The organism is Polynucleobacter sp. UB-Piko-W3 (assembly GCF_018881635.1).
Lineage (GTDB): Bacteria > Pseudomonadota > Gammaproteobacteria > Burkholderiales > Burkholderiaceae > Polynucleobacter.
Map to the genome: position 1 here is coordinate 377,539 of NZ_JACVPY010000002.1, position 18,638 is coordinate 396,176.

Below are 18,638 nucleotides of genomic sequence, written 5' to 3' on the forward strand. Positions count from 1 at the left end.
ATTAATCACTTTTTCCCCATAAAGGGGCTATTTGCTAACAAACCTATTTGGCATTCTTTTTCCATAAATAGCCATAGGGAAACTACCAGTAATAGGGTTAGCCCGAGGGGTATATTTTACTAAATAACGTAAACTTTGATTGACACTTTTAGACTTTAAAAGTGGGCTGTAGATTGTTTTAGAGGCGTTTAAGAAAATTTAGCAGACTGTACATGGAAAAAACATATAGACCACTTTACACCCCGGAAGAAAGGGTAAGAAGAGATGCGACTAAATGGACCCTGGTTCAGGGAATCTTAGCGCCTATTCAGTTTGTGGTTTTCCTAGTAAGTCTGTATCTCGTATTGCGTTTTCTGTTCACTGGAGAGGGTGAGAGCGCAGCGAATATTTCGGTAGTGATTAAAACACTCACGCTATACACCATCATGATTACCGGATGCATTTGGGAAAAAGTTGTTTTCAATTGCTACTTATTTGCGCCAGCATTCTTTTGGGAAGATGTATTTAGCATGCTGGTATTGCTTTTGCATACTTTGTATTTGGTGGCTCTAGGAACTGGGTATTTGGATCAAACCCAGCTCATGTTGCTCGCTTTAGCAGCTTATGCAACGTATGTTGTTAATGCCGGCCAATTTATTTGGAAGTTGCGAATGGCGCGTTTGGATGAGGCTAAAAAAAAGTTGGCAGCTACCTCTCCCAATCCTGCGATGGCAAGCGTTCAAGCACTGGTGCCTCGATCGCCAACTGCGACCTTGACGGGCTTAACCGTGTCAGAGGCAGAGGAGTTACACCGCAACCTGATTCAAGGGACGCAAATTTTTGGATTTACAGCGGTCATAGCCCATCTGTTGGCCTATATCTATTCCCCATGGTTGAAATAATTTAAAGGCGATGAATTGATGCTCGAAAATTCTTACACCCAAAAGCGCAGTCAGTTGCAAGAGTATTTCGATCGCACTGCAGTAGATGCTTGGGCTAAGCTCACGTCCACTGCGAAGGTAAGCGGTATTCGTGCCAAGGTTCGTGCTGGGCGCGAAGAGATGCGCCATGTGTTACTCAGTTATTTGCCGAGTGACTTGACTGGCCAGCGCGTTTTGGATGCTGGCTGTGGCACTGGAGTCTTAGCCGCTGATTTAGCAAAGCGAGGAGCTCATGTCGTTGCGATTGATTTATCCCCAACCTTGGTCGATTTGGCGCGAGAGAGAATTGGTCAGGATGTTGGGTCTGGTTCTATTGAGTTTCGCTCTGGCGATATGCTAGATCCTGCTCTAGGCGAATTTGATCATGTGGTTTGCATGGATTCAATGATTCATTATCACCATTTGGATATTGCCGATGCAATGGCAAAGCTTGCTGCTCGGACCAGAGCCAATATTGCCTTTACCTTTGCCCCCAACAATGCTGCGCTGAGTACCTTATTAACAATTGGTAGCGTATTTCCGAGAAGCGATCGATCACCATTTATTCAGCCCATTTCAATGGACTCCCTCACAAGAACCTTTAGCAAACATGCTGGTTTAGTAGATTGGGCGCCAGTCAGTACGAAAAAAGTACAACGTGCTTTTTATTTTTCACAGGCGATGCGTTTAAGCAAAAAGCCAACCGACCAGAGTAAAGCGCGATAACCATGAAAATGTTTACTCTGACCTGGCGTGGCAAAGAGTTATTTGAAAATTGGAAGAGAGTGAGTCCAAGGTTCTTACCTTTTGCCGATATCGCCACCAAAGAGTTGCCATTAAGTCGTCTTTTAAGACTGTCACTATTTCAGGTCTCTGTTGGTATGGCAATGGTGATGCTGATTGGCACACTCAATCGAGTGATGATTATTGAGTTGCACGTGAGCGCCGCTTTAGTATCGATTATGGTTGCCTTGCCGCTACTGTTCGCACCTTTTAGAGCATTGGTTGGATTTAAGAGCGATAGTCATAAGTCCTTTTTGGGATGGCGCAGAGTTCCCTATATCTGGATTGGCTCTTGGTTGCAATTTGGCGGTTTTGCAATCATGCCTTTTGCACTCATTCTTTTATCTGGTGATACCACCTGGCCTGCTTGGTTTGCGCAAGGAGCAACTGGACTTGCCTTCTTATTGGTCGGCGCTGGTATGCAGACTACCCAAACTGCTGGTCTCGCTTTAGCATCAGATCTGGCACAGCCAGAGGCTAGACCAAGAGTGGTCGCGCTCATGTACATGATGTTATTGGTTGGCATGGCAGTCAGTAGTGCCATCTTTGGTTATTTGCTGATTGATATCACCCCCATTCTGTTGATACGAGTAGTGCAGGGTGTTGCAGCAACCACTTTAGTACTCAACCTCATTGCTGCCTGGAAACAAGAAGCTCGCCAACCGCATTTAACAGCGCACTCCATTCCAACACCAAGCTTTAAAGAAACTTGGACTACTTTTTCGCAGCAGGGCAAAGTGATGCGTTTCCTGGTGGCCTTAGGCTTAGGTACTGCTGCATTTAGCATGCAAGATATTATTTTGGAGCCTTACGGTGCTGAAGTGCTCGGCCTATCAGTCAGCGCTACGACAGTGTTAACCAGTCTTACTTCCTTGGGCGCGCTACTGGCATTTGGGGTGGCTGCGCGATATTTAAATCGCTCCATTGATCCATATCGTCTTGCCTCCATCGGTGCATTGTTTGGCATTCTGGCATTTAGCTGCGTGATTTTTTCTGAACCACTACTGTCGCCCATGCTATTTCGTTGCGGCGCATTTTTGATTGGCTTTGGCGGCGGATTATTTTCTGTCAGCACTCTCACTGCCGCAATGAGCTTTGAGTCAGGCGGCATGAATGGTTTAGTCCTTGGTGCTTGGGGCGCGGTGCATGCTACCGCCTCTGGTCTTGCGATTGCGGCTGGTGGTGTCATACGCGATGTCATTTCTACGTTGGCGACCAGTGGTCTTTTAGGCGAGGGCCTTATTTCCACTGCTACAGGCTACAGTTTTGTGTATCACATTGAATTTTATTTACTGTTTGCTACATTGATTGCCATCGGACCTTTAGTGGTGATGAATAAGCATGCCGTAATGAATGCTTCAAAGAAGTTTGGTTTAGATGAATTACCAAGTTAAGTAGTGGCAAAGTATGTTTTATCTCAATAAGCATTATTGTTAAAAGGGAGAGCAAGATGGCAACCGGAGCAATTACAGAGTATGTAGATGTTGCACAATTGGTGCTGTATGCATTTTGGGTATTTTTTGCGGCCCTCGTCTATTACCTTACTATCGAAAGTAAGCGTGAAGGCTTTCCACTAGAGTATGACGTTCGTGGCGAGAACAGGCGAGCGGCGGGAATTGCTGGCATGCCGGCACCGAAGACTTTCCATACTGAGTACTGGGGAGATGTGACTGTGCCTAAAGATGAGCCTCTTGAAAAAGTAGCTGCCCGGCCATCAAGCTACTTAAATGGAGCGCCATTAGTTCCAACAGGCAATCCTATGCTCGATGGAGTGGGGCCAGGCGCCTTTACGAATCGCGCAGATATTCCTGATATGACATCGGAAGGTCAAAAGCGCATTCTGCCAGGGCGTTTGCTAGGTCAATTTACTGTTGCCAAGCAAGACAAAACTCCTGTTGGCATGCAAGTGATTGGCGATGATGGTGTTGTAGCTGGCACCGTGAAAGAGCTCTGGATTGACCAGGCTGAAGTCGTGATTCGTTATTTTGAAATTGAAACCTTGCCAGAGTTTGGTGGCAAAAGAGTATTACTGCCAATCAATTTTTCTAGAATTGGCAGAGACTCTATCAAGGTGGAATCGATTCTTGGCAATCAGTTTGCTTTGGTACCAGGCTTAAAGAGCCAGGATCAAATCACCCTGTTAGAAGAAGAGAAGATCATGGCTTATTACGGTGGCGGCACTCTGTATGCAACCCCTGAGCGTCAAGAGCCACTCATTTAATGAATAAAGGTAATTATTTGTGAATCAAAAACCATACGAATCAGCAGAGCATGAGTTCGAGGCAGCCTTAGGGTTGCCCGAACCATTACCTGCTGGCGAAACGATTCTTTGGCAGGGCGCTCCGAGTTGGACTGCCATGGCTAAACATGTATTTCGTCTGCAATGGCTCGCAGTGTATTTTGCAGTGATTGTGGTTTTGCAAGTCTTTTCAGTAGCAGGCAGTGAAGGTGGGCTAGCTGCAGGTTGGAGTAGTGTTGCACTCGCTGTTTTTTTAGCGCTGATCGGCTTATTGTTCACTGGTCTGATGGCTTACTGGTCAGCAACGACCACTATGTATACCTTAACGAATCGCCGCATTGTGATGCGGGTAGGCATTGTTCTCACAGTGACTTTTAATCTTCCATACAAGTCACTGAAAAGTGCAGATCTAAAGTTATATAAAGATGGCACCGGCGATATTCCGATGCAAATTGCCTCTGAAGATAAGATCGCCTACTTTCATCTATGGCCTCACGCACGCCCATGGCGCTTGGCAAAACCAGAGCCAATGATGCGGTGTATTCCTGAGGCAAAGCAGGTAGCGGCATTGCTTACAGAAGCATGGATGGCTTCTACTGGATTAAGCAATATAGAAAGACAAGATATCCGACTTGAGCAAACAGGGGCGCAGACTGCATGAGCACTCTAGAGAGCAAAGATTTTTTATCGCCAGTTGCGAAGGTGTTGATCGCCGCTCTGATGAGCATTATTTTATTGCTGGTCTTTATCAATAGTCGCGATCTGAGTAAAGTGCGTGAGCCTGATGCATCGCCAGCACAGGTTTTGCAGCTGCGTTTTGAGGATCGTCCTGACGGTTCAATCGCCATAATCGATTACAAAACTGGTAAACAAATTGACACTGTGCAAGGCGAGGCAGGTTTTGTCAGGGGCACTTTGCGTGGCCTTGCGCAAGAAAGAAAACGCAGAGGCTTAGATAGTGGGCCACCATTTGAGCTAATTTATCGTGCCGATGGTCGCCTTACTTTATCGGACACCGCAACTGGTCGTCTGGTGGATTTAGAGTCATTTGGTCCTACCAATGCAGGAACATTTTTTCGGTTATTTAATGCATCGAATGTAGTGGCAGCAAGTAAGTCATAAATCTTTATTGGAGTTGGAAATGAATTTAGACAGCGCAGAAAGCATGTTGCAAAGCCAGATTCCTGCAAAGGGGTCCATTAATGAGTCTACCAAGATGGCATTGGAAGACGCGGTATTAAGTCCGCGTTTTTATACGACAAACTTTAAAGAGATGGATCGCATTAGCATTGATTCATTACGCCCAGAGTGGGATGCATTGATGGCAGAGTATGAGGGCGACAATAATGCGGATCACTTCCAGCGTCCTGCGGATATGGATAAGAACTATTCCAATCTCCATCCCGCCTTATATGATGAGTTCGTTGAATTCTTAATCAGCTCCATTACCTCCGAGTTTTCGGGTTGTATTTTGTATGCTGAGATTAAGCGTAAGGTCACTAATCCCGATATGCGTAACTTGTTCGGCTACATGGCTAGAGATGAAAGTCGACATGCTGGCTTTATTAACCAGTGGCTCAAGGACTTTAATATTGGTATTGATTTAGGCTTTTTAGCGAAAGCCAAGAAATACACTTACTTTAAGCCGAAGTTTATTTTTTACGCTACCTATCTTTCTGAGAAGATTGGCTATGCGCGTTACATCACTATTTTCCGGGAACTTGAAAGTCGCCCTGAAACACGCTTTCATCCGATCTTCTTATGGTTTGAGCGCTGGTGTAATGACGAGTTCCGTCATGGTGAATCTTTTGCATTGATCATGCGTGCAAATCCGAAGTTGCTCCAAGGTGTCAATAAGTTATGGATTCGTTTCTTCATTCTCGCGGTATATGCCACGATGTATGTTCGTGACCATACTCGGGTTGAGCTTTACAAAGCGATGAGAATTTCTCCAACGGATTACGACAAGAAAGTATTGTTCATCACTAACGAAATTATTAAGCAGGTATTCCCAATCTCCGTGAATTTGGATGATCCTCGTTTCTATCAGTATCTTGAAGAGATGAGAGCACTGTTTGAAAAGATGGATGCCTATAAGAAAGAGGGCGGCCTGATCAATAAATTGAAGTCTGCTGTTTTGAGTGCCCGCGCTGGTTTAGTGTTCTTAAAGCTTTACTTGATCCCGGTCCAAGACAACACCTTGCCTGCTAACGTTCGTATGGTTCCTACTTGGTAATGTCATGAGCATTGTTTGGCCTATCCTCTACGCGATTTTTATATGGTGGTTTAGCACTGGGATCATTCTTTTGCTCAACCAGCGTAATCCTTCGACCTATAAAAATACCTTTTGGGTAAGTGGCATGGTTTTGGCTTTAGCGTTAGTCGGATTAAAAACGAGCGCTAATTTAAGTACGGTAGCCGGTGCTTATTGTGGCTTTACCTGTGCCATTTTGGTTTGGGGCTGGCAAGAAATTGGTTTTTTATTTGGTTATGTGACTGGTCCTCGTCGAGAGCCTTGCCCAGAAGATTGTCGGGGCTTGCAGAAGATGTACTATGCATTCCAGACGATTCAGCATCATGAGATTGCTTTAGTTGTATTAGCATTGGCAGTGACGGTAATGACTTGGGGCGGCTCAAACCAAACAGGCTTTTGGACTTTTATCATTCTTTGGTTGATGCGTCAGAGTGCTAAGCTCAACGTTTTCTTGGGCGTTGCAAATCTCAATGAACGTTTTTTGCCAAATCACCTGAAGTACATCTTTACCTATTTCACTTGTAAGCCAATGAATCCTTTGCTCCCGCTATCGGTCATTGGGGGCGTTCTCTGCGCAGTTCCTTTGTGGTTATCCGCAGTGCATCCTAGTTCAAGTGACTTTCAGGTTGCTTCAATGTCATTGACTGGCGCTATTTTGTCGCTAGCAGTCTTAGAGCATATTTTGATGGTGGTGCCTTTCTCAAGTGAGCGCCTTTGGAAGTGGGGTATGCGATCATAAGTACACTCACAGTGCGCCGTTTCCCCGCGCCATCCGCTATTCTAGAATTACTTAAACCCATTACTTGGTTTCCTCCAATGTGGGCTTTTGCCTGCGGTGTGATTGCTACTGGTGTTTCCTTTGAGGGGCGCTGGCACTTATTAGTTGCTGGTGTGATTCTTGCAGGCCCGATGGTGTGTGCTGCAAGTCAGGCAGTCAATGATTGGTTTGATCGTGAGGTGGATGCCATTAATGAGCCACACCGTCCGATTCCATCGGGCCGGATGCCAGGTACTTGGGGTCTTTATGTTGCTTTTATTTGGACTATCCTCTCACTCTTATTAGGCTGGCTGATTAGTCCCTGGGCATTTGCAGCGACTTTATTAGGTCTCTTATTAGCTTGGCTTTACAGCATGCCGCCACTCCGCTTTAAACAAAACGGCTGGTACGGTAATGCTGCTTGCGGAATTTCTTATGAGGGATTGGCCTGGTTTACAGGCTCAGCAGTGATGATGGGTGATTTGCTTCCTTCTACTCCATCAATTCTTCTAGCGGTTCTCTATAGTATTGGTGCACACGGCATCATGACATTAAATGATTTCAAAGCAATTGAAGGTGACCGTCAAATGGGCGTGCTTTCTTTGCCAGTTCAACTTGGTATCGCAGGTGCAGCCGAGAATGCGTGCTTGATGATGTTAGCGCCACAATTTGGCGTTGTTGGACTCTTAATGATCTGGGGTGCTTATTGGCAGGCATTCGTGATCCTGCTACTCATCGCGGGTCAAATTAAGATGATGCATTATTTTTTACAGGACCCAGTTAAGCGCGCATTGTTCTTAAGTGGCTTTGGGGTGCCATTGTTTGTTGCAGGAATGATGGTCAGTGCATTTGCAGTGGCAGGACGTTTCTCGGTAAATTAATTGAACTATGAACGCTCCTGAAACCACCTATCTCACTTGGCCCCAAATCGCCAGACTAGGTTTAGTCCAAGCATCTTTGGGATCGATTGTGGTGTTAACGACCTCACTCTTAAATCGTGTGATGGTCATTGAGCTAGCCTTGCCAGCAATCCTGCCCGGCGCATTGGTGGCATTACATTACTTTATTCAGTTAATACGCCCACGAATGGGTTTTGGTTCCGATCAAACGCGTAGAGCAAGCCCATGGATTCGTGGGGGAATATTGGTATTGGCTAGTGGCGGCGTATTGGCTGCTACCTCCACAATCCTCTTAAGTAACTCCGTTGTTTTGGGTATTGCATTAGCAACCGTTGCCTTCTTAATGATCGGCATTGGCGTGAGCTCTAGTGGCACTGCATTGCTGGTGCTTCTGGCAAAACGAGTAGAGCCAAAAAAGAAGGCAGCAGCAGCTACTTGCGTTTGGTTGATGATGATTTTTGGTTTTGCTTTTACAGCCAGCGTTAGCGGAAAGTTCCTCACACCATTTTCATTTGAGCGTCTGCTCATGGTTTCATCTACGGTATCGGTGATTGCAGTGGTAGTGACGTTCTTGGCGATCTGGGGCATGGAGTCGCCTGTTGCTAAGCCTGGGCAGTTAACGCCTAACGTAGATGCGGCCGAGTCAGATAGTCCAAGTAAAGCCAGTTTTCGTGAAGCCTTTGCTGAGGTCTGGAAAGAAAGTAGAGTGCGTTCGTTTACCTGGTTTGTCTTTGTGTCGATGTTGGCTTATAGCTCACAAGATTTGATCTTAGAGCCTTTTGCAGCAGTTGCATTTGGTTTCACACCCGCCCAAACAACCACTTTGTCTGGTTTACAAAATGGTGGAGTGCTTGTTGGGATGCTAGCTTTAGCTTTTATCACCAGCAAGGCTAAATCACAGACTCTGACGACACTGAGCAACTGGACGATTGGTGGCTGTCTGGCCTCGGCCCTTGCGATGCTAGGCCTTGTTTTATCTGGTCCGATTGCTAATGTGGTTTTCTTTCAGGTGGCCGTTTTCTTATTAGGCATCTTTAATGGCGCATTTTCAATTGCCGCTATCGGCTCGATGATGCAATTTGCCAGCGTCGGTAGTGCACGGCGTGAGGGTGTTCGTATGGGAATTTGGGGAGCATCGCAAGCAATGGCCTTTGGTTTAGGTGGAATTATTGGAACTGGTTTAAGCGATATTGCGAGGATTGTTTTGGGTGATCCAGCTTCTGCCTATGCTTTTGTCTTTTTCTTAGAAGGTGTTTTATTTGTTGTGGCTGCGTACTTGTCGTATCAGACTCGTACGCAAAAACAAACAAGCAATATGTCGAGTCATTTAGTGGGTGTATAGCAAATCAATCAATTAACTGAAACAATTAACTGAGTATGATGGAGATAAAAATGGGTACCCTAGAAACTTTTGATGTCGTTGTTGTTGGCGGTGGACCTACAGGAGCTACAGCAGCAAGTGATCTTGCAAAGAAAGGTCGAAAAGTGCTCTTATTAGATCGTATGGGCCGAATTAAGCCTTGCGGTGGCGCCATACCTCCACGCCTCATAAAGGATTTTGAAATCCCTGATGAGCTCCTAGTAGCCAAGGCTAATTGCGCCAGAATGATTGCACCGTCAGATAAGGCGGTAGATATGCACATTGAGGGCGGCTTTGTCGGGATGGTTGATCGCGATAAGTTTGATGAATTTCTGCGTGTCCGGGCTGCCAATAATGGCGCCGAGAGAAGAACGGGCATCTTTGAGAAAATCACCAGAGATCAAGATGGAGTCTCAGTCATTCACTATCTTGTACGAGGCAAGCATGGTGCGTCTGATGAAACCATGTCAGTTCGTGCTAGGGCAGTAATTGGTGCGGATGGGGCTAAATCTGGTGTTGGTCGCCAGGCTATTCCAGGCGCTAAAGATGTGGAATATGTCTTTGCCTATCATGAGATCGTCAAAGTTCCTGAAAATCCTCCTGCAGGGTTCGACGGCAGCCGTTGCGATGTGTTTTATCAAGGCGCTTTATCACCAGACTTTTATGGCTGGATTTTTCCGCATGGCACAACGATGAGTATCGGAACAGGTACGGCTGACAAAGGCTTTTCTTTGAGAAGTGCAGTGGAGACTCTGAAGAAGCAAACTGGCTTAGAGAATGCTGAAATGCTCAGGCATGAAGGTGCACCCCTACCAATGAAGCCATTGAAGAAATGGGATAACGGTAGAGATGTGATTTTGGCGGGAGATGCTGCTGGTGTGGTGGCGCCTGCTTCCGGTGAAGGAATTTACTACGGCATGTATGGTGGCCGTGTAGCTGCAGAAGCAGTAGAAGAGCTACTGGTGACTGGTAATGGCAAGGTTTTAGCAAAAGCCCGTAAACACTTTATGAAGGAACACGGTACTGTATTTTTGGTCCTCGGAATCATGCAGCGTTTTTGGTACAGCAACGATAAACGTCGCGAGCGCTTTGTCAAAATGTGTGAAGATAAAGACGTTCAGCGCTTAACATTTGAATCGTATATGAATAAGAAACTCGTTCGCCGTGACCCTATGGCGCACTTCAAGATTTTCTTAAAAGATACAGCCCATTTATTAGGTTTTGCAAAAGTCTAAGCAGTGGATGTAGTAATTTAGCAGCAGTTCTTTTTGAATTAGCTTTAACTACTGAAGGGAAGTGGAATCATGAGAGATAACAGCGCAACAACATTGAAGAACAAAACTGGCAAGATGTACCTGATTGGGATCGTTGCATTTTCAGGTTTGCTTATCGGAATTACCTTTATTAAATTCCTGTTTTCAGTTTAGTTTTGGGGTGTCAGGCTCAGCTGCTCAAGGCTGAAGCCATTGTCGTTTACTAGGCGCCCTAGAAGCGCTTGATACTTGCTGGAATCGACTTTCTTGGTGCGAGAAAGTATCCAGAGATATTTTCTACCGGGATCGCTTACCGCGGCTAGTTGATATTCGGGATCGATATCGATTACCCAATAATCACCCCAGACCATCGGCAGAAAAGCCAACCAAGCTGGTGCAAACCGAACCTCTAGGATGGGGGATGTGGAGTGACCAATTTGCCTTGCGGTACCAATCGCCTCACCTTTTTCTCCGCCCTCAAATGTGCAGCGATTAGTCACACTCACATTGCCATCTTCTTTGATCTTGTAGGTGGCATTGGTATCGGCGATACATTTTCTTTGAAACCAATTTGGAAACTTGGCAATCTCATACCAAGTTCCCTGATAGCGGGCAACATCCAATGAGGTAATCGTTTTAATGGGGGCTACTACCTTTTGTTCTGCTTGAGCTGATTGAGCCATGGCCCAATTGAGTGAGCAACAGAAAACAAGTAAGCCAATGATGTAGTGATTTTTTCTCATGATGTATGCCCTATGATTTTTTTAATTCTGCCACACAAGTAGTGACTTGTTCATTACCACTTTTGAGCTGAGTCAACTCATTGCCCATCTTATTGATTTTGAGCTGCCCAATTTGCGGATCAAAGCGCATGATGATTTGATAAAAATCTTTTACTTCTAGCAGGTTCACCTTAATCTCTTTGCTTTCATGGAGTAGGTTTGCATCAAGGGAGCCCTTGGCAATCAATATCTGAGCGGTGCTGCCATTGAGAGAGCATGACAATATTTTGCTTTGGTTATCAATCGCTTCTATTGTTGGTCCCTGAGCATCACATCCGCACAAAACCAGTGTTAACACAGCACTGATGAGAGCTGCTTTAGCGTTCATGCTGGATGATTTCGCAAGAGCTCTCAAGACAGCTGGGCAAGAGGAGAAACTCCAATGAGGTATTGGTGTAATCCAAATAGGAAGACTACCCAAAGAATCACACCAGAGGCGATGGTAATAACCGTTGCTTTGGTGCTGACTTGGGCCTGTTCAGCAATATGAACGGGGCGCTTTCTGGCTGAACGAAAATCCAATACTGCCCAGATTAAAAAGGCGCCAAAGAGAATGAGATCTACCAGTGTGCCATTGGATATCAAATGCGCTAGTGCCCATACTTTGACACCTAAAATCATTGGGTGCTTCAGCTTGAGACGAATCGCATTATTAGAGGGTGAACTTCCTGCCAAGAAAATAAAAGCGACTAAGTTTAGTGCTAGAGCAATGTAGATGAGAGCAACATTGGGTTGCCATAAGACGATTGTATTTTGCCTGGCTTGGCCATAGCCAATCACCATGATGACAAATCCAATCAAGGAGATGATAGTGTACAAGCCTTTCCATTTCACCTCCCCGAGGCGATCAATCATCTGGTTGCGCCATGACTCAGCAAAGATGCGACAAGAGTGGCTAGCAAGAAAAATAACAAGACCGATCAGAAATAAAGCCATGGAATGCTCCAAAGGAAAAATAGGTTTTAGGGTTTATGAATTTCTTGTTCGCCAGGCTTAATTCCATAAGGCTCTACTAGAGGCCAGATGTGCCCAGGAACCATCGAAGCCATTTTTGCAGGTTGTTCTCTGCGTAAGTGAAGCACTGTTTCAATCGCTTTCATCTCAACGCGGGTGCGAGCAAATTCCAGACCACGAGGACCCACTTTAGGCATTAGCCAACCCACAATGGGTCTTAACCAGTTCGGCATTTTCCTCAAGGGCAGGCCCCCAGCAGCACGCTCCACGTTTTTCATGAAGCCAACGACAGCAGAGTGACGTTTCCCAGCAGTCCCTGGTGCAGAGGTGCGAACTTCATCGCCTAAAAGAGCCAGCAATTCTTCACCACGTTCATTACGAACGATGAGCCATTGTTCACCTTGTCCGCCCATATAACCAACCGTGATGTCCGATAGCACATTGGTGTAATCGACACAGGTACGGCAGGTTAGGGGAAAGAAGTCATTGGGCAAAGTGGAGAGGGGTAATTGAAGAAACGGAATCTCTTTCTTTTTGCCATTCTTAAAGCGGACTTCAACGTGGTAATCCGCTCTAAATTCAAGATAGTTAATCTCATCAGGCTCTGAACTAATGAGCGACAGAAAGTGATGAAAATTTTCCGTAGTAGTGTTGTCAGAGCAGGGTGTGCCAATGACATAAAGCTTTTCTAGGCCAAGCTCTTTCTCTAGAGCCCTTAAGGCATATACCTGGCAGGGGATGCCAATGACAGCCATCTTTTTATAGCCTTTAGCAATCGCCGGCTCTAGCAAGGAGAGAAGTGGGGCATAACCCATTCTCATGCCACGGCACTTAGCCATATCAGATGCTTTATCAATAATGATCGGCAAAGGCTTCCAGCGATCATTGGGATCCTCAGTCATCGTCAGAATGGCATCAACTGCACCGGTTTCTAAGAGGCGCTCACCAATGCGGGTTGTAATCCCAGTCCATTGCGCACCTGTACTCGGATTTTTGAGTGCTGCTCTGAGCATTTTGATAAAGGGACCAAAATGCAATTCATCGGGACGGCTTAAATCTCTCGCTCTTCCGTGAACCTCAGTTTCTAGCGCTGGGTAATTAGGCTTAATAAATTGACAAGCCTCACCGCAGCGTTTTGGATTGCTAGTTCGAGAAATACCGCAGTCGGTGCACAGGCTTCGATAGGGTGCTGTATCTATTGTCACGCAAGCCTTTAATAATCTTGATAGTTTAGGGGAGGCAAAACCATAGAGCGAAAGCCTAATAATCCATTTATTATCACCTGAGTATAGAAGATTTGTAGATCGATTTAATCATCTTGGAGAATGAAATATGTTGCCGAATATCCCCTTAAAAAGACTCAATGGAGACCAAGAAAATCTTCAGGATTATGCTGGCAAGACACTCTTAATCGTGAATGTTGCCAGTAACTGCGGATTCACTTCTCAATACCGTGATTTACAAAAACTGTATGAGGCAAACAAAGCCCAGGGCTTGGAAATTTTAGGGTTTCCATGCAACCAATTCGGCGCTCAAGAGCCGGGCTCTGCAGAACAGATTCAAAACTTTTGCAGCGCTAACTATGGCGTGACTTTTCCGATGTTTGAGAAAATTGATGTGAATGGGGACGGCACCCATCCCTTGTATGCTTATTTAAAGGATCAGGCTCCTGGCATATTGGGAACTACCGGTATTAAGTGGAACTTCACTAAGTTTGTCGTGAGCAAAGATGGTCAATCCATCACACGACTTGCATCTGCAGAAGGCGCAAGCAAGATGGCAGAAGCGATTGTGAAACTGCTCTAGATTAGGAGCAGTTCAGTAGCAATTCAGCAGCAATCACTTCTTTTTCTTCTTATCAGTATCTAGCCACTCATTGACATCGGGGAAGGCATCTTGCACTTCTCCCATAAATTCACGAACCATAAAATATAGGCCAGCAATTAATAGGCAAAAAACAAAGATGGATAGAAGGAGTAAGGTTGTATTACTCATTTTTTACGATTCAATAAGGCAGACAATTTGAAGTAAATCCCAAAGCAAAATATTGAGGGTACCCATAGTGCTGTAAAGATCGACTGCTCTCGGTCCTGAACCACAAACCATAAATAGGCAGAGGTAAAGAAAGAAATCACCACTGCCATGAGAATGAAGTAATCTGATTTTTTAAACATATTCACTCCTTCACTTCGTTATTAAAATAATCTCCAATGCCGTAGCCAATTGCGCTCAATAGGCATCCAATGATAGCGCAGCCGCCTAATACACGAATGCCCGAAGAAATACCAAAAGAAAATAGATCTACAGAAATGAAGTCCCACAGACTCAAGGTAATCAATATAAAGCTAATTGAGCTAATGAAGAAGCCAAAAATAATGAGGATCTTTTCGGCTAATTGCGAAATGGTGGTCAATTAGGCAACCGATTCTACTGGCTTAGCTGGCCATATAAAATTCGTCATAGCGGCGATCGTGATTAACAGCAAGATGATTTCTAATAGGTAGACGCCACAATAACCCGTTGCTGGAGTATTGAGATCTGCGCCAAAATAATTTCTGGAGGCCATGCCGCCCAATATATCCCGAAATATTCCTCCGACACCCACCGCAATGCCTGCGGCAGTAGCTTGCACGGCTCCCCATGCGCCCAATGCCAAGCCGCTTTGATTTTCTGGGGCATATTTCATAGTGGCAGTTAAAGTCCCATGACTAAATAGTCCATTGCCAAATCCAATCAATACGACACCCACAATAAAAATGAGGGTGCTATTGAAGGGTGCAGCCGCGATCACCAGCATAAATGCAGGAATACCAATTTTGGCGCCATTGCTAGCCATCTTAAAGGGGTCGTAACCAGCACTTAATACCTTGGAGGCAATGCTAAAGCCAAATAAACAGCCCACGGCTAAGGTAGCAGTTAAGACAGTGGTAGCACTGACGCTCATGTTTAATAGTTCGCCTCCATAGGGCTCTAGCAAAACATCATTCATGCTAAATGCCATAGTTCCAAAACCCACTGCAATTAAGCGACGAATTGCTTGGCCACCTTCTTTAAAAGTTTCCCAAGATTCTTTAAAGTTTTGCTCTCTAGCGACCAATGCTCTTGCACGAGCTTCTTCACGACTTTCCTGCTTCCAAAGTGCAATCGCATTCAATACGATCGTAACTACAGCACAACCTTGAATCACTTGGATTAAGCGGCCTGGACTGTACTCCTCTAATAGCTGACCAAAAATCAATGCGCTACCAATCATGCCGATTAATAACATTACATACATCAGGCCAACAATATTCGCTTGGGATTTAGGTGGAGCAAGATCGCAAGCCAAGGCAAGGCCTACCGTTTGGGTAGTATGAATACCAGCACCTACAAATAAAAATGCCAGTGCAGCAGCTGCTAATCCAATCCATGCTGGCGCTTCACTAGCGTTGCCTGCACCGGCTAAGACAAGAAGAGCAAAAGGCATGATGGCAAGTCCACCAAACTGAACCATCGTTCCCATCCAAATATAAGGAACGCGCCGCCAGCCTAAAGCGGATTTATGAGTATCTGAGCGAAAGCCAATCAAGGCTCTAATGGGGGCAAAAATAATCGGCAAGGAAACCATGATCGATACCAGTGATGCTGGTACTTGTAACTCAACAATCATGACTCGATTTAAGGTGCCCACAAGAAGTACTAGGGCCATGCCAACGGATACTTGGAATAGGGATAGTCTGAGTAATCTGCTAAGCGGTAATTCAGCAGAAGCAGCATCAGCAAAAGGCAAGAAGCGAGGGCCTAAATTTGCCCAAGTGCTAATTAATTTTTGACTAAAACGATTCATGTAAAGCTTAGTTTAAGTGATATAGCGGCGAAACAAAAAAATAAGACCCAGATCTAATGATCTAGGTCTTATGAGGCAAGATAAAACTTATTTTTTTGCTACTGGTGCCGCGGGTGCTCCTGAAGCAGCAGCAGCGCTAGAAGACTTACCGCCCTCTAAGAATGCTTTCACCCAAGTTGTATTGTTAAGTAATGCTAAATGCACTGAAAAAGAACCGATTGCGCACGCACCCAAAAACAATGGAATGCCAACGGTTGGTCTTACTACTGTCCACATTTTTCCGTAGATCATCTCAATCTCCTTTAATTACTTCAACCAAGGTGAATAGATGTAAGCAAGTAAGTGGGCGAGTGCTGCAATCATCCCAAAAAATTGCGTACCTTGAATGAGGTTGCGATGTAACTCTTCCGCTTCCTCAACACTCAGACCTGTAAGAGTGTCATTTGTCATAGATTTTTTCCTCTCAAAATCTAACTGCGTCGTGCTAACCCACACGAGGGTGCTAATTAACCTACTTACCACAGGGTCAATTTAGTACGAATGTGTAAAAAAATCTATACACTTTTCTTAGGAATTTCCCTTATATCCCAATATATTGCGTTGCAAAAAAACTCATCCGTAACAGTGGCTTTTTGAGATCCTTTGGGGGATCTGGGATATAAAATGACCCCATCCAATTTTTTTGATTTTGGGATGTGAAATGACACAAGCCCATGGGCGATTTAGCACCATCAAACTACTGTTCGAGATAGTCTGTGCTGCAGGTGGGTTTGCCATGGGCCTTTTATTTGCCAAGCAGCTTGATTTGGGAATCGTTCCCGGTGTTTTTATGGGGCTGATGGGGGCAATCTTCACGTTTATCCTTGCCCAGGGCTTCACTACCTTCATTTTTCGTATACTGAGGCGAGATTAATCAGGGGCCCAGCCTCTTCAGTCATAAGGATAGGTAATGAATAAGCAATCTGAATCAGGCCCAATCGATGCCAAGTTTAAAAGAACCATGCTTTGGCTCAAATTTGCCATGGTGGTATTCCCAATAGCCCTAGCTGGCCAGATCTGGATTCTGTACCAAGAGTACTCTTTTACCAATTTAGCATTCGTATTGATCACTGCCTTCGCCTTATATTCCACGTTCAGTTCATTCAAAAAATTTAAAGCCTACGAGGCTGCCGCTAAGGATCAGTAATCCGTTGACATGTGGGTTTTCCCTAGGTAGGGGAGCTTAAATAGGTGTCAATCTTGATTGACAGATTGCGATTCAAGAGGAAGAATCATTTCTATGATTTTTCTAGATCCACACAAAGCTATTTTTAATAGCCTCTAGCATGCAACTACTCAATCTTGGTGTGAATCATCACACGGCTCCAATTGATATTCGAGAGAGTGTTGCTATTTCTCCTGCAGATTTGCAGGACTCCTTATTAGATCTTCGTAATTATTTAAGAGGTACCCATTCTGAATTAATGCCAGAGGTTGCGATCTTATCTACGTGTAACCGCATGGAGATTTATTGTGCTGCGAATGATGTTTCTAATCCTGCACATCATTTAGAAGAGCGTGCTTTTGATTGGCTGACCTCTCAAAAGCATTTGCATGGCGATGTATTGAAGCCCTATATATATTCTGCAAAAGAAACAGATGCAGTCAAGCATGTGTTTAGAGTCAGCTGTGGAATGGACTCAATGGTATTGGGTGAGACTCAAATACTGGGTCAAATGAAAAAAGCGGTTGAATTCGCTGACCAAGCTGGCACATTAGGAACCTATCTAAAACCTTTATTTAATAAAACTTTTTCAGTTGCCAAAGCGGTCAGAGCAACTACGGATATTGGTACGCATTCAGTTTCCATGGCAGGGGCCTCAGTACGTTTAGCTGAAAGAATCTTTGGCGATCTCAAGAACTCCAAAATTTTATTCATTGGTGCAGGCGAAATGATTCAACTGTGCGCCTCTCACTTTGCTGGTCGAAAGCCAAAACAAATTGCCATCAGCAACCGAACAGTTGATCGTGGTGATGAGATGGCAAAAGTATTTGCGGAAAAGGGCCTGCAAACAGATTCCTTTCCTTTGCAATCTTTGCCAACGCGCTTGCATGATTTTGACGTGATTGTTTCCTGCACAGCAAGTTCATTGCCAATCATTGGTATGGGGATGATTAAAACCGCCTTGAAAGCCAGAAATAGCAGGCCGATCGTATTGATTGATTTAGCTGTACCGCGGGACATAGAGCCAGAGGTTCGATCCCTTAAAGATGCTTATCTTTATTCCGTCGATGATTTGGGAGGTGTTGTGAATGAAGGTCGCAATATTCGCGAACTTTCGATGGCCGACGCTGAAACTATTATTGATAAAGGCGTGAGTGAATTTTTCCAGATGCTGCAAAAAAGAACGCTAGTACCGATTATTCAATCGCTGCAAAATACCGCAGAGCGACTCAAAGAAATTGAATTAGAAAAGGCAGTGCGGCGTATTAAGCGGGGAGAAGACCCGGTTGAGGTCTTATCGATCATGGCTGAAGCCTTGGCTAATAAATTTATGCATGCACCTATTAATGCCTTGCAAAAATCACCCAATAACGAGATTGAAGATTTCAAGCGAATTCTCTCTAGTATTTATTCTCCAAAATAATTTCG

At 44.9% G+C, this 18,638-nt stretch carries 25 protein-coding genes; 15 read left to right on the plus strand and 10 right to left on the minus strand.

The features are described from left to right. Window positions 1–212 precede the first annotated feature (212 nt). The 11 genes from bchF to ICN31_RS02265 are packed head-to-tail and all read left to right on the plus strand — an operon-like array spanning window position 213 to window position 10,426. A complete protein-coding gene (gene bchF, locus ICN31_RS02210; protein ID WP_255530882.1) occupies window positions 213–881 on the plus strand; it encodes a 2-vinyl bacteriochlorophyllide hydratase in 669 nt (222 codons plus the stop codon). An 18-nt stretch (window positions 882–899) separates the two neighbouring features. Continuing rightward, window positions 900–1,625 (plus strand): magnesium protoporphyrin IX methyltransferase, encoded by a 726-nt coding sequence (gene bchM, locus ICN31_RS02220; protein ID WP_216258164.1) that lies wholly within the window; start codon window positions 900–902, stop codon window positions 1,623–1,625. A gap of 2 nt (window positions 1,626–1,627) precedes the next feature. Next, complete coding sequence (locus tag ICN31_RS02225) at window positions 1,628–3,076, plus strand: BCD family MFS transporter (protein ID WP_304608603.1); 1,449 nt, start codon at window positions 1,628–1,630, stop codon at window positions 3,074–3,076. A 56-nt stretch (window positions 3,077–3,132) separates the two neighbouring features. Further along, a complete protein-coding gene (gene puhA, locus ICN31_RS02230) occupies window positions 3,133–3,903 on the plus strand; it encodes a photosynthetic reaction center subunit H (protein WP_216258165.1) in 771 nt (256 codons plus the stop codon). A gap of 19 nt (window positions 3,904–3,922) precedes the next feature. Further along, window positions 3,923–4,582, plus strand: coding sequence for a photosynthetic complex putative assembly protein PuhB (puhB, locus tag ICN31_RS02235; protein WP_216258166.1), 660 nt, complete (start codon window positions 3,923–3,925; stop codon window positions 4,580–4,582). After that, window positions 4,579–5,043, plus strand: a complete 465-nt coding sequence (puhC, locus tag ICN31_RS02240; RefSeq protein ID WP_216258168.1) for a photosynthetic complex assembly protein PuhC — start codon at window positions 4,579–4,581, stop codon at window positions 5,041–5,043. Before puhB ends, puhC begins: the two co-directional genes overlap by 4 nt. A gap of 19 nt (window positions 5,044–5,062) precedes the next feature. Then, window positions 5,063–6,157 carry a magnesium-protoporphyrin IX monomethyl ester (oxidative) cyclase gene (gene acsF / locus ICN31_RS02245; RefSeq protein WP_255530883.1) on the plus strand — a complete coding sequence of 365 codons (1,095 nt, stop codon included), beginning with the start codon at window positions 5,063–5,065 and terminating at the stop codon, window positions 6,155–6,157. A gap of 4 nt (window positions 6,158–6,161) precedes the next feature. Continuing rightward, a complete protein-coding gene (gene puhE / locus ICN31_RS02250) occupies window positions 6,162–6,914 on the plus strand; it encodes a putative photosynthetic complex assembly protein PuhE (RefSeq protein ID WP_216258170.1) in 753 nt (250 codons plus the stop codon). A gap of 11 nt (window positions 6,915–6,925) precedes the next feature. Beyond that, window positions 6,926–7,813, plus strand: a complete 888-nt coding sequence (chlG, locus tag ICN31_RS02255) for a chlorophyll synthase ChlG (RefSeq protein WP_216258171.1) — start codon at window positions 6,926–6,928, stop codon at window positions 7,811–7,813. 7 nt (window positions 7,814–7,820) lie between these two features. Further along, a complete protein-coding gene (locus tag ICN31_RS02260; protein WP_216258173.1) occupies window positions 7,821–9,173 on the plus strand; it encodes a BCD family MFS transporter in 1,353 nt (450 codons plus the stop codon). A gap of 50 nt (window positions 9,174–9,223) precedes the next feature. Then, window positions 9,224–10,426, plus strand: coding sequence for a geranylgeranyl diphosphate reductase (locus ICN31_RS02265; RefSeq protein ID WP_216258175.1), 1,203 nt, complete (start codon window positions 9,224–9,226; stop codon window positions 10,424–10,426). Window positions 10,427–10,614: 188 nt separating this feature from the next. Here ICN31_RS02265 and ICN31_RS02270 read toward each other — a convergent pair whose 3' ends face one another. The 4 genes from ICN31_RS02270 to ICN31_RS02285 are packed head-to-tail and all read right to left on the minus strand — an operon-like array spanning window position 10,615 to window position 13,385. Beyond that, the gene (locus ICN31_RS02270; protein ID WP_255530884.1) at window positions 10,615–11,187 is read right to left on the minus strand and encodes a lipocalin family protein; all 573 of its coding nucleotides are present in this window, start codon (window positions 11,185–11,187) and stop codon (window positions 10,615–10,617) included. Between the two features lie 10 nt (window positions 11,188–11,197). Then, window positions 11,198–11,554, minus strand: coding sequence for a hypothetical protein (locus tag ICN31_RS02275; RefSeq protein ID WP_216258177.1), 357 nt, complete (start codon window positions 11,552–11,554; stop codon window positions 11,198–11,200). A gap of 23 nt (window positions 11,555–11,577) precedes the next feature. Further along, window positions 11,578–12,162, minus strand: a complete 585-nt coding sequence (locus ICN31_RS02280; RefSeq protein WP_216258178.1) for an NnrU family protein — start codon at window positions 12,160–12,162, stop codon at window positions 11,578–11,580. Window positions 12,163–12,188: 26 nt separating this feature from the next. Next, on the minus strand, window positions 12,189–13,385 hold the full coding sequence (locus ICN31_RS02285; protein WP_216258180.1) for a Coenzyme F420 hydrogenase/dehydrogenase, beta subunit C-terminal domain: 1,197 nt from the start codon (window positions 13,383–13,385) through the stop codon (window positions 12,189–12,191). Between the two features lie 127 nt (window positions 13,386–13,512). Between ICN31_RS02285 and ICN31_RS02290 the strand changes: the two genes are divergently transcribed. Continuing rightward, a complete protein-coding gene (locus ICN31_RS02290; RefSeq protein WP_216258182.1) occupies window positions 13,513–13,986 on the plus strand; it encodes a glutathione peroxidase in 474 nt (157 codons plus the stop codon). Between the two features lie 33 nt (window positions 13,987–14,019). Here ICN31_RS02290 and ICN31_RS02295 read toward each other — a convergent pair whose 3' ends face one another. The 6 genes from ICN31_RS02295 to pufB all read right to left on the minus strand — a co-directional run bounded on the left by ICN31_RS02295 (window position 14,020) and on the right by pufB (window position 16,456). Continuing rightward, window positions 14,020–14,175: a hypothetical protein gene (locus tag ICN31_RS02295; RefSeq protein WP_216258183.1), complete on the minus strand. Its 156-nt coding sequence runs from the start codon at window positions 14,173–14,175 to the stop codon at window positions 14,020–14,022. Next, entirely contained in the window at window positions 14,172–14,354 is a 183-nt protein-coding gene (locus ICN31_RS02300) for a hypothetical protein (protein ID WP_215295283.1), read from the minus strand. The genes ICN31_RS02295 and ICN31_RS02300 overlap by 4 nt, the downstream gene beginning before the upstream one ends. A 2-nt stretch (window positions 14,355–14,356) precedes the next feature. After that, complete coding sequence (locus ICN31_RS02305) at window positions 14,357–14,593, minus strand: hypothetical protein (protein WP_216258185.1); 237 nt, start codon at window positions 14,591–14,593, stop codon at window positions 14,357–14,359. Then, window positions 14,594–16,006 (minus strand): PucC family protein, encoded by a 1,413-nt coding sequence (locus tag ICN31_RS02310; protein WP_216258187.1) that lies wholly within the window; start codon window positions 16,004–16,006, stop codon window positions 14,594–14,596. It lies immediately after the preceding gene. A gap of 87 nt (window positions 16,007–16,093) precedes the next feature. Continuing rightward, entirely contained in the window at window positions 16,094–16,297 is a 204-nt protein-coding gene (locus tag ICN31_RS02315; protein ID WP_216258189.1) for a light-harvesting protein, read from the minus strand. A gap of 15 nt (window positions 16,298–16,312) precedes the next feature. Further along, the gene (pufB, locus tag ICN31_RS02320) at window positions 16,313–16,456 is read right to left on the minus strand and encodes a light-harvesting antenna LH1, beta subunit (protein WP_088526258.1); all 144 of its coding nucleotides are present in this window, start codon (window positions 16,454–16,456) and stop codon (window positions 16,313–16,315) included. 250 nt (window positions 16,457–16,706) lie between these two features. On the opposite strand from pufB, the gene ICN31_RS02325 reads away from it, so the two are divergent. From ICN31_RS02325 to hemA, 3 genes are all read left to right on the plus strand, one after another. Continuing rightward, window positions 16,707–16,919 (plus strand): hypothetical protein, encoded by a 213-nt coding sequence (locus tag ICN31_RS02325; RefSeq protein ID WP_216258191.1) that lies wholly within the window; start codon window positions 16,707–16,709, stop codon window positions 16,917–16,919. Between the two features lie 36 nt (window positions 16,920–16,955). After that, window positions 16,956–17,192 carry a hypothetical protein gene (locus tag ICN31_RS02330; RefSeq protein WP_216258193.1) on the plus strand — a complete coding sequence of 79 codons (237 nt, stop codon included), beginning with the start codon at window positions 16,956–16,958 and terminating at the stop codon, window positions 17,190–17,192. A gap of 139 nt (window positions 17,193–17,331) precedes the next feature. Beyond that, on the plus strand, window positions 17,332–18,633 hold the full coding sequence (gene hemA / locus ICN31_RS02335) for a glutamyl-tRNA reductase (RefSeq protein ID WP_216258195.1): 1,302 nt from the start codon (window positions 17,332–17,334) through the stop codon (window positions 18,631–18,633). Window positions 18,634–18,638: the final 5 nt, after the last annotated feature.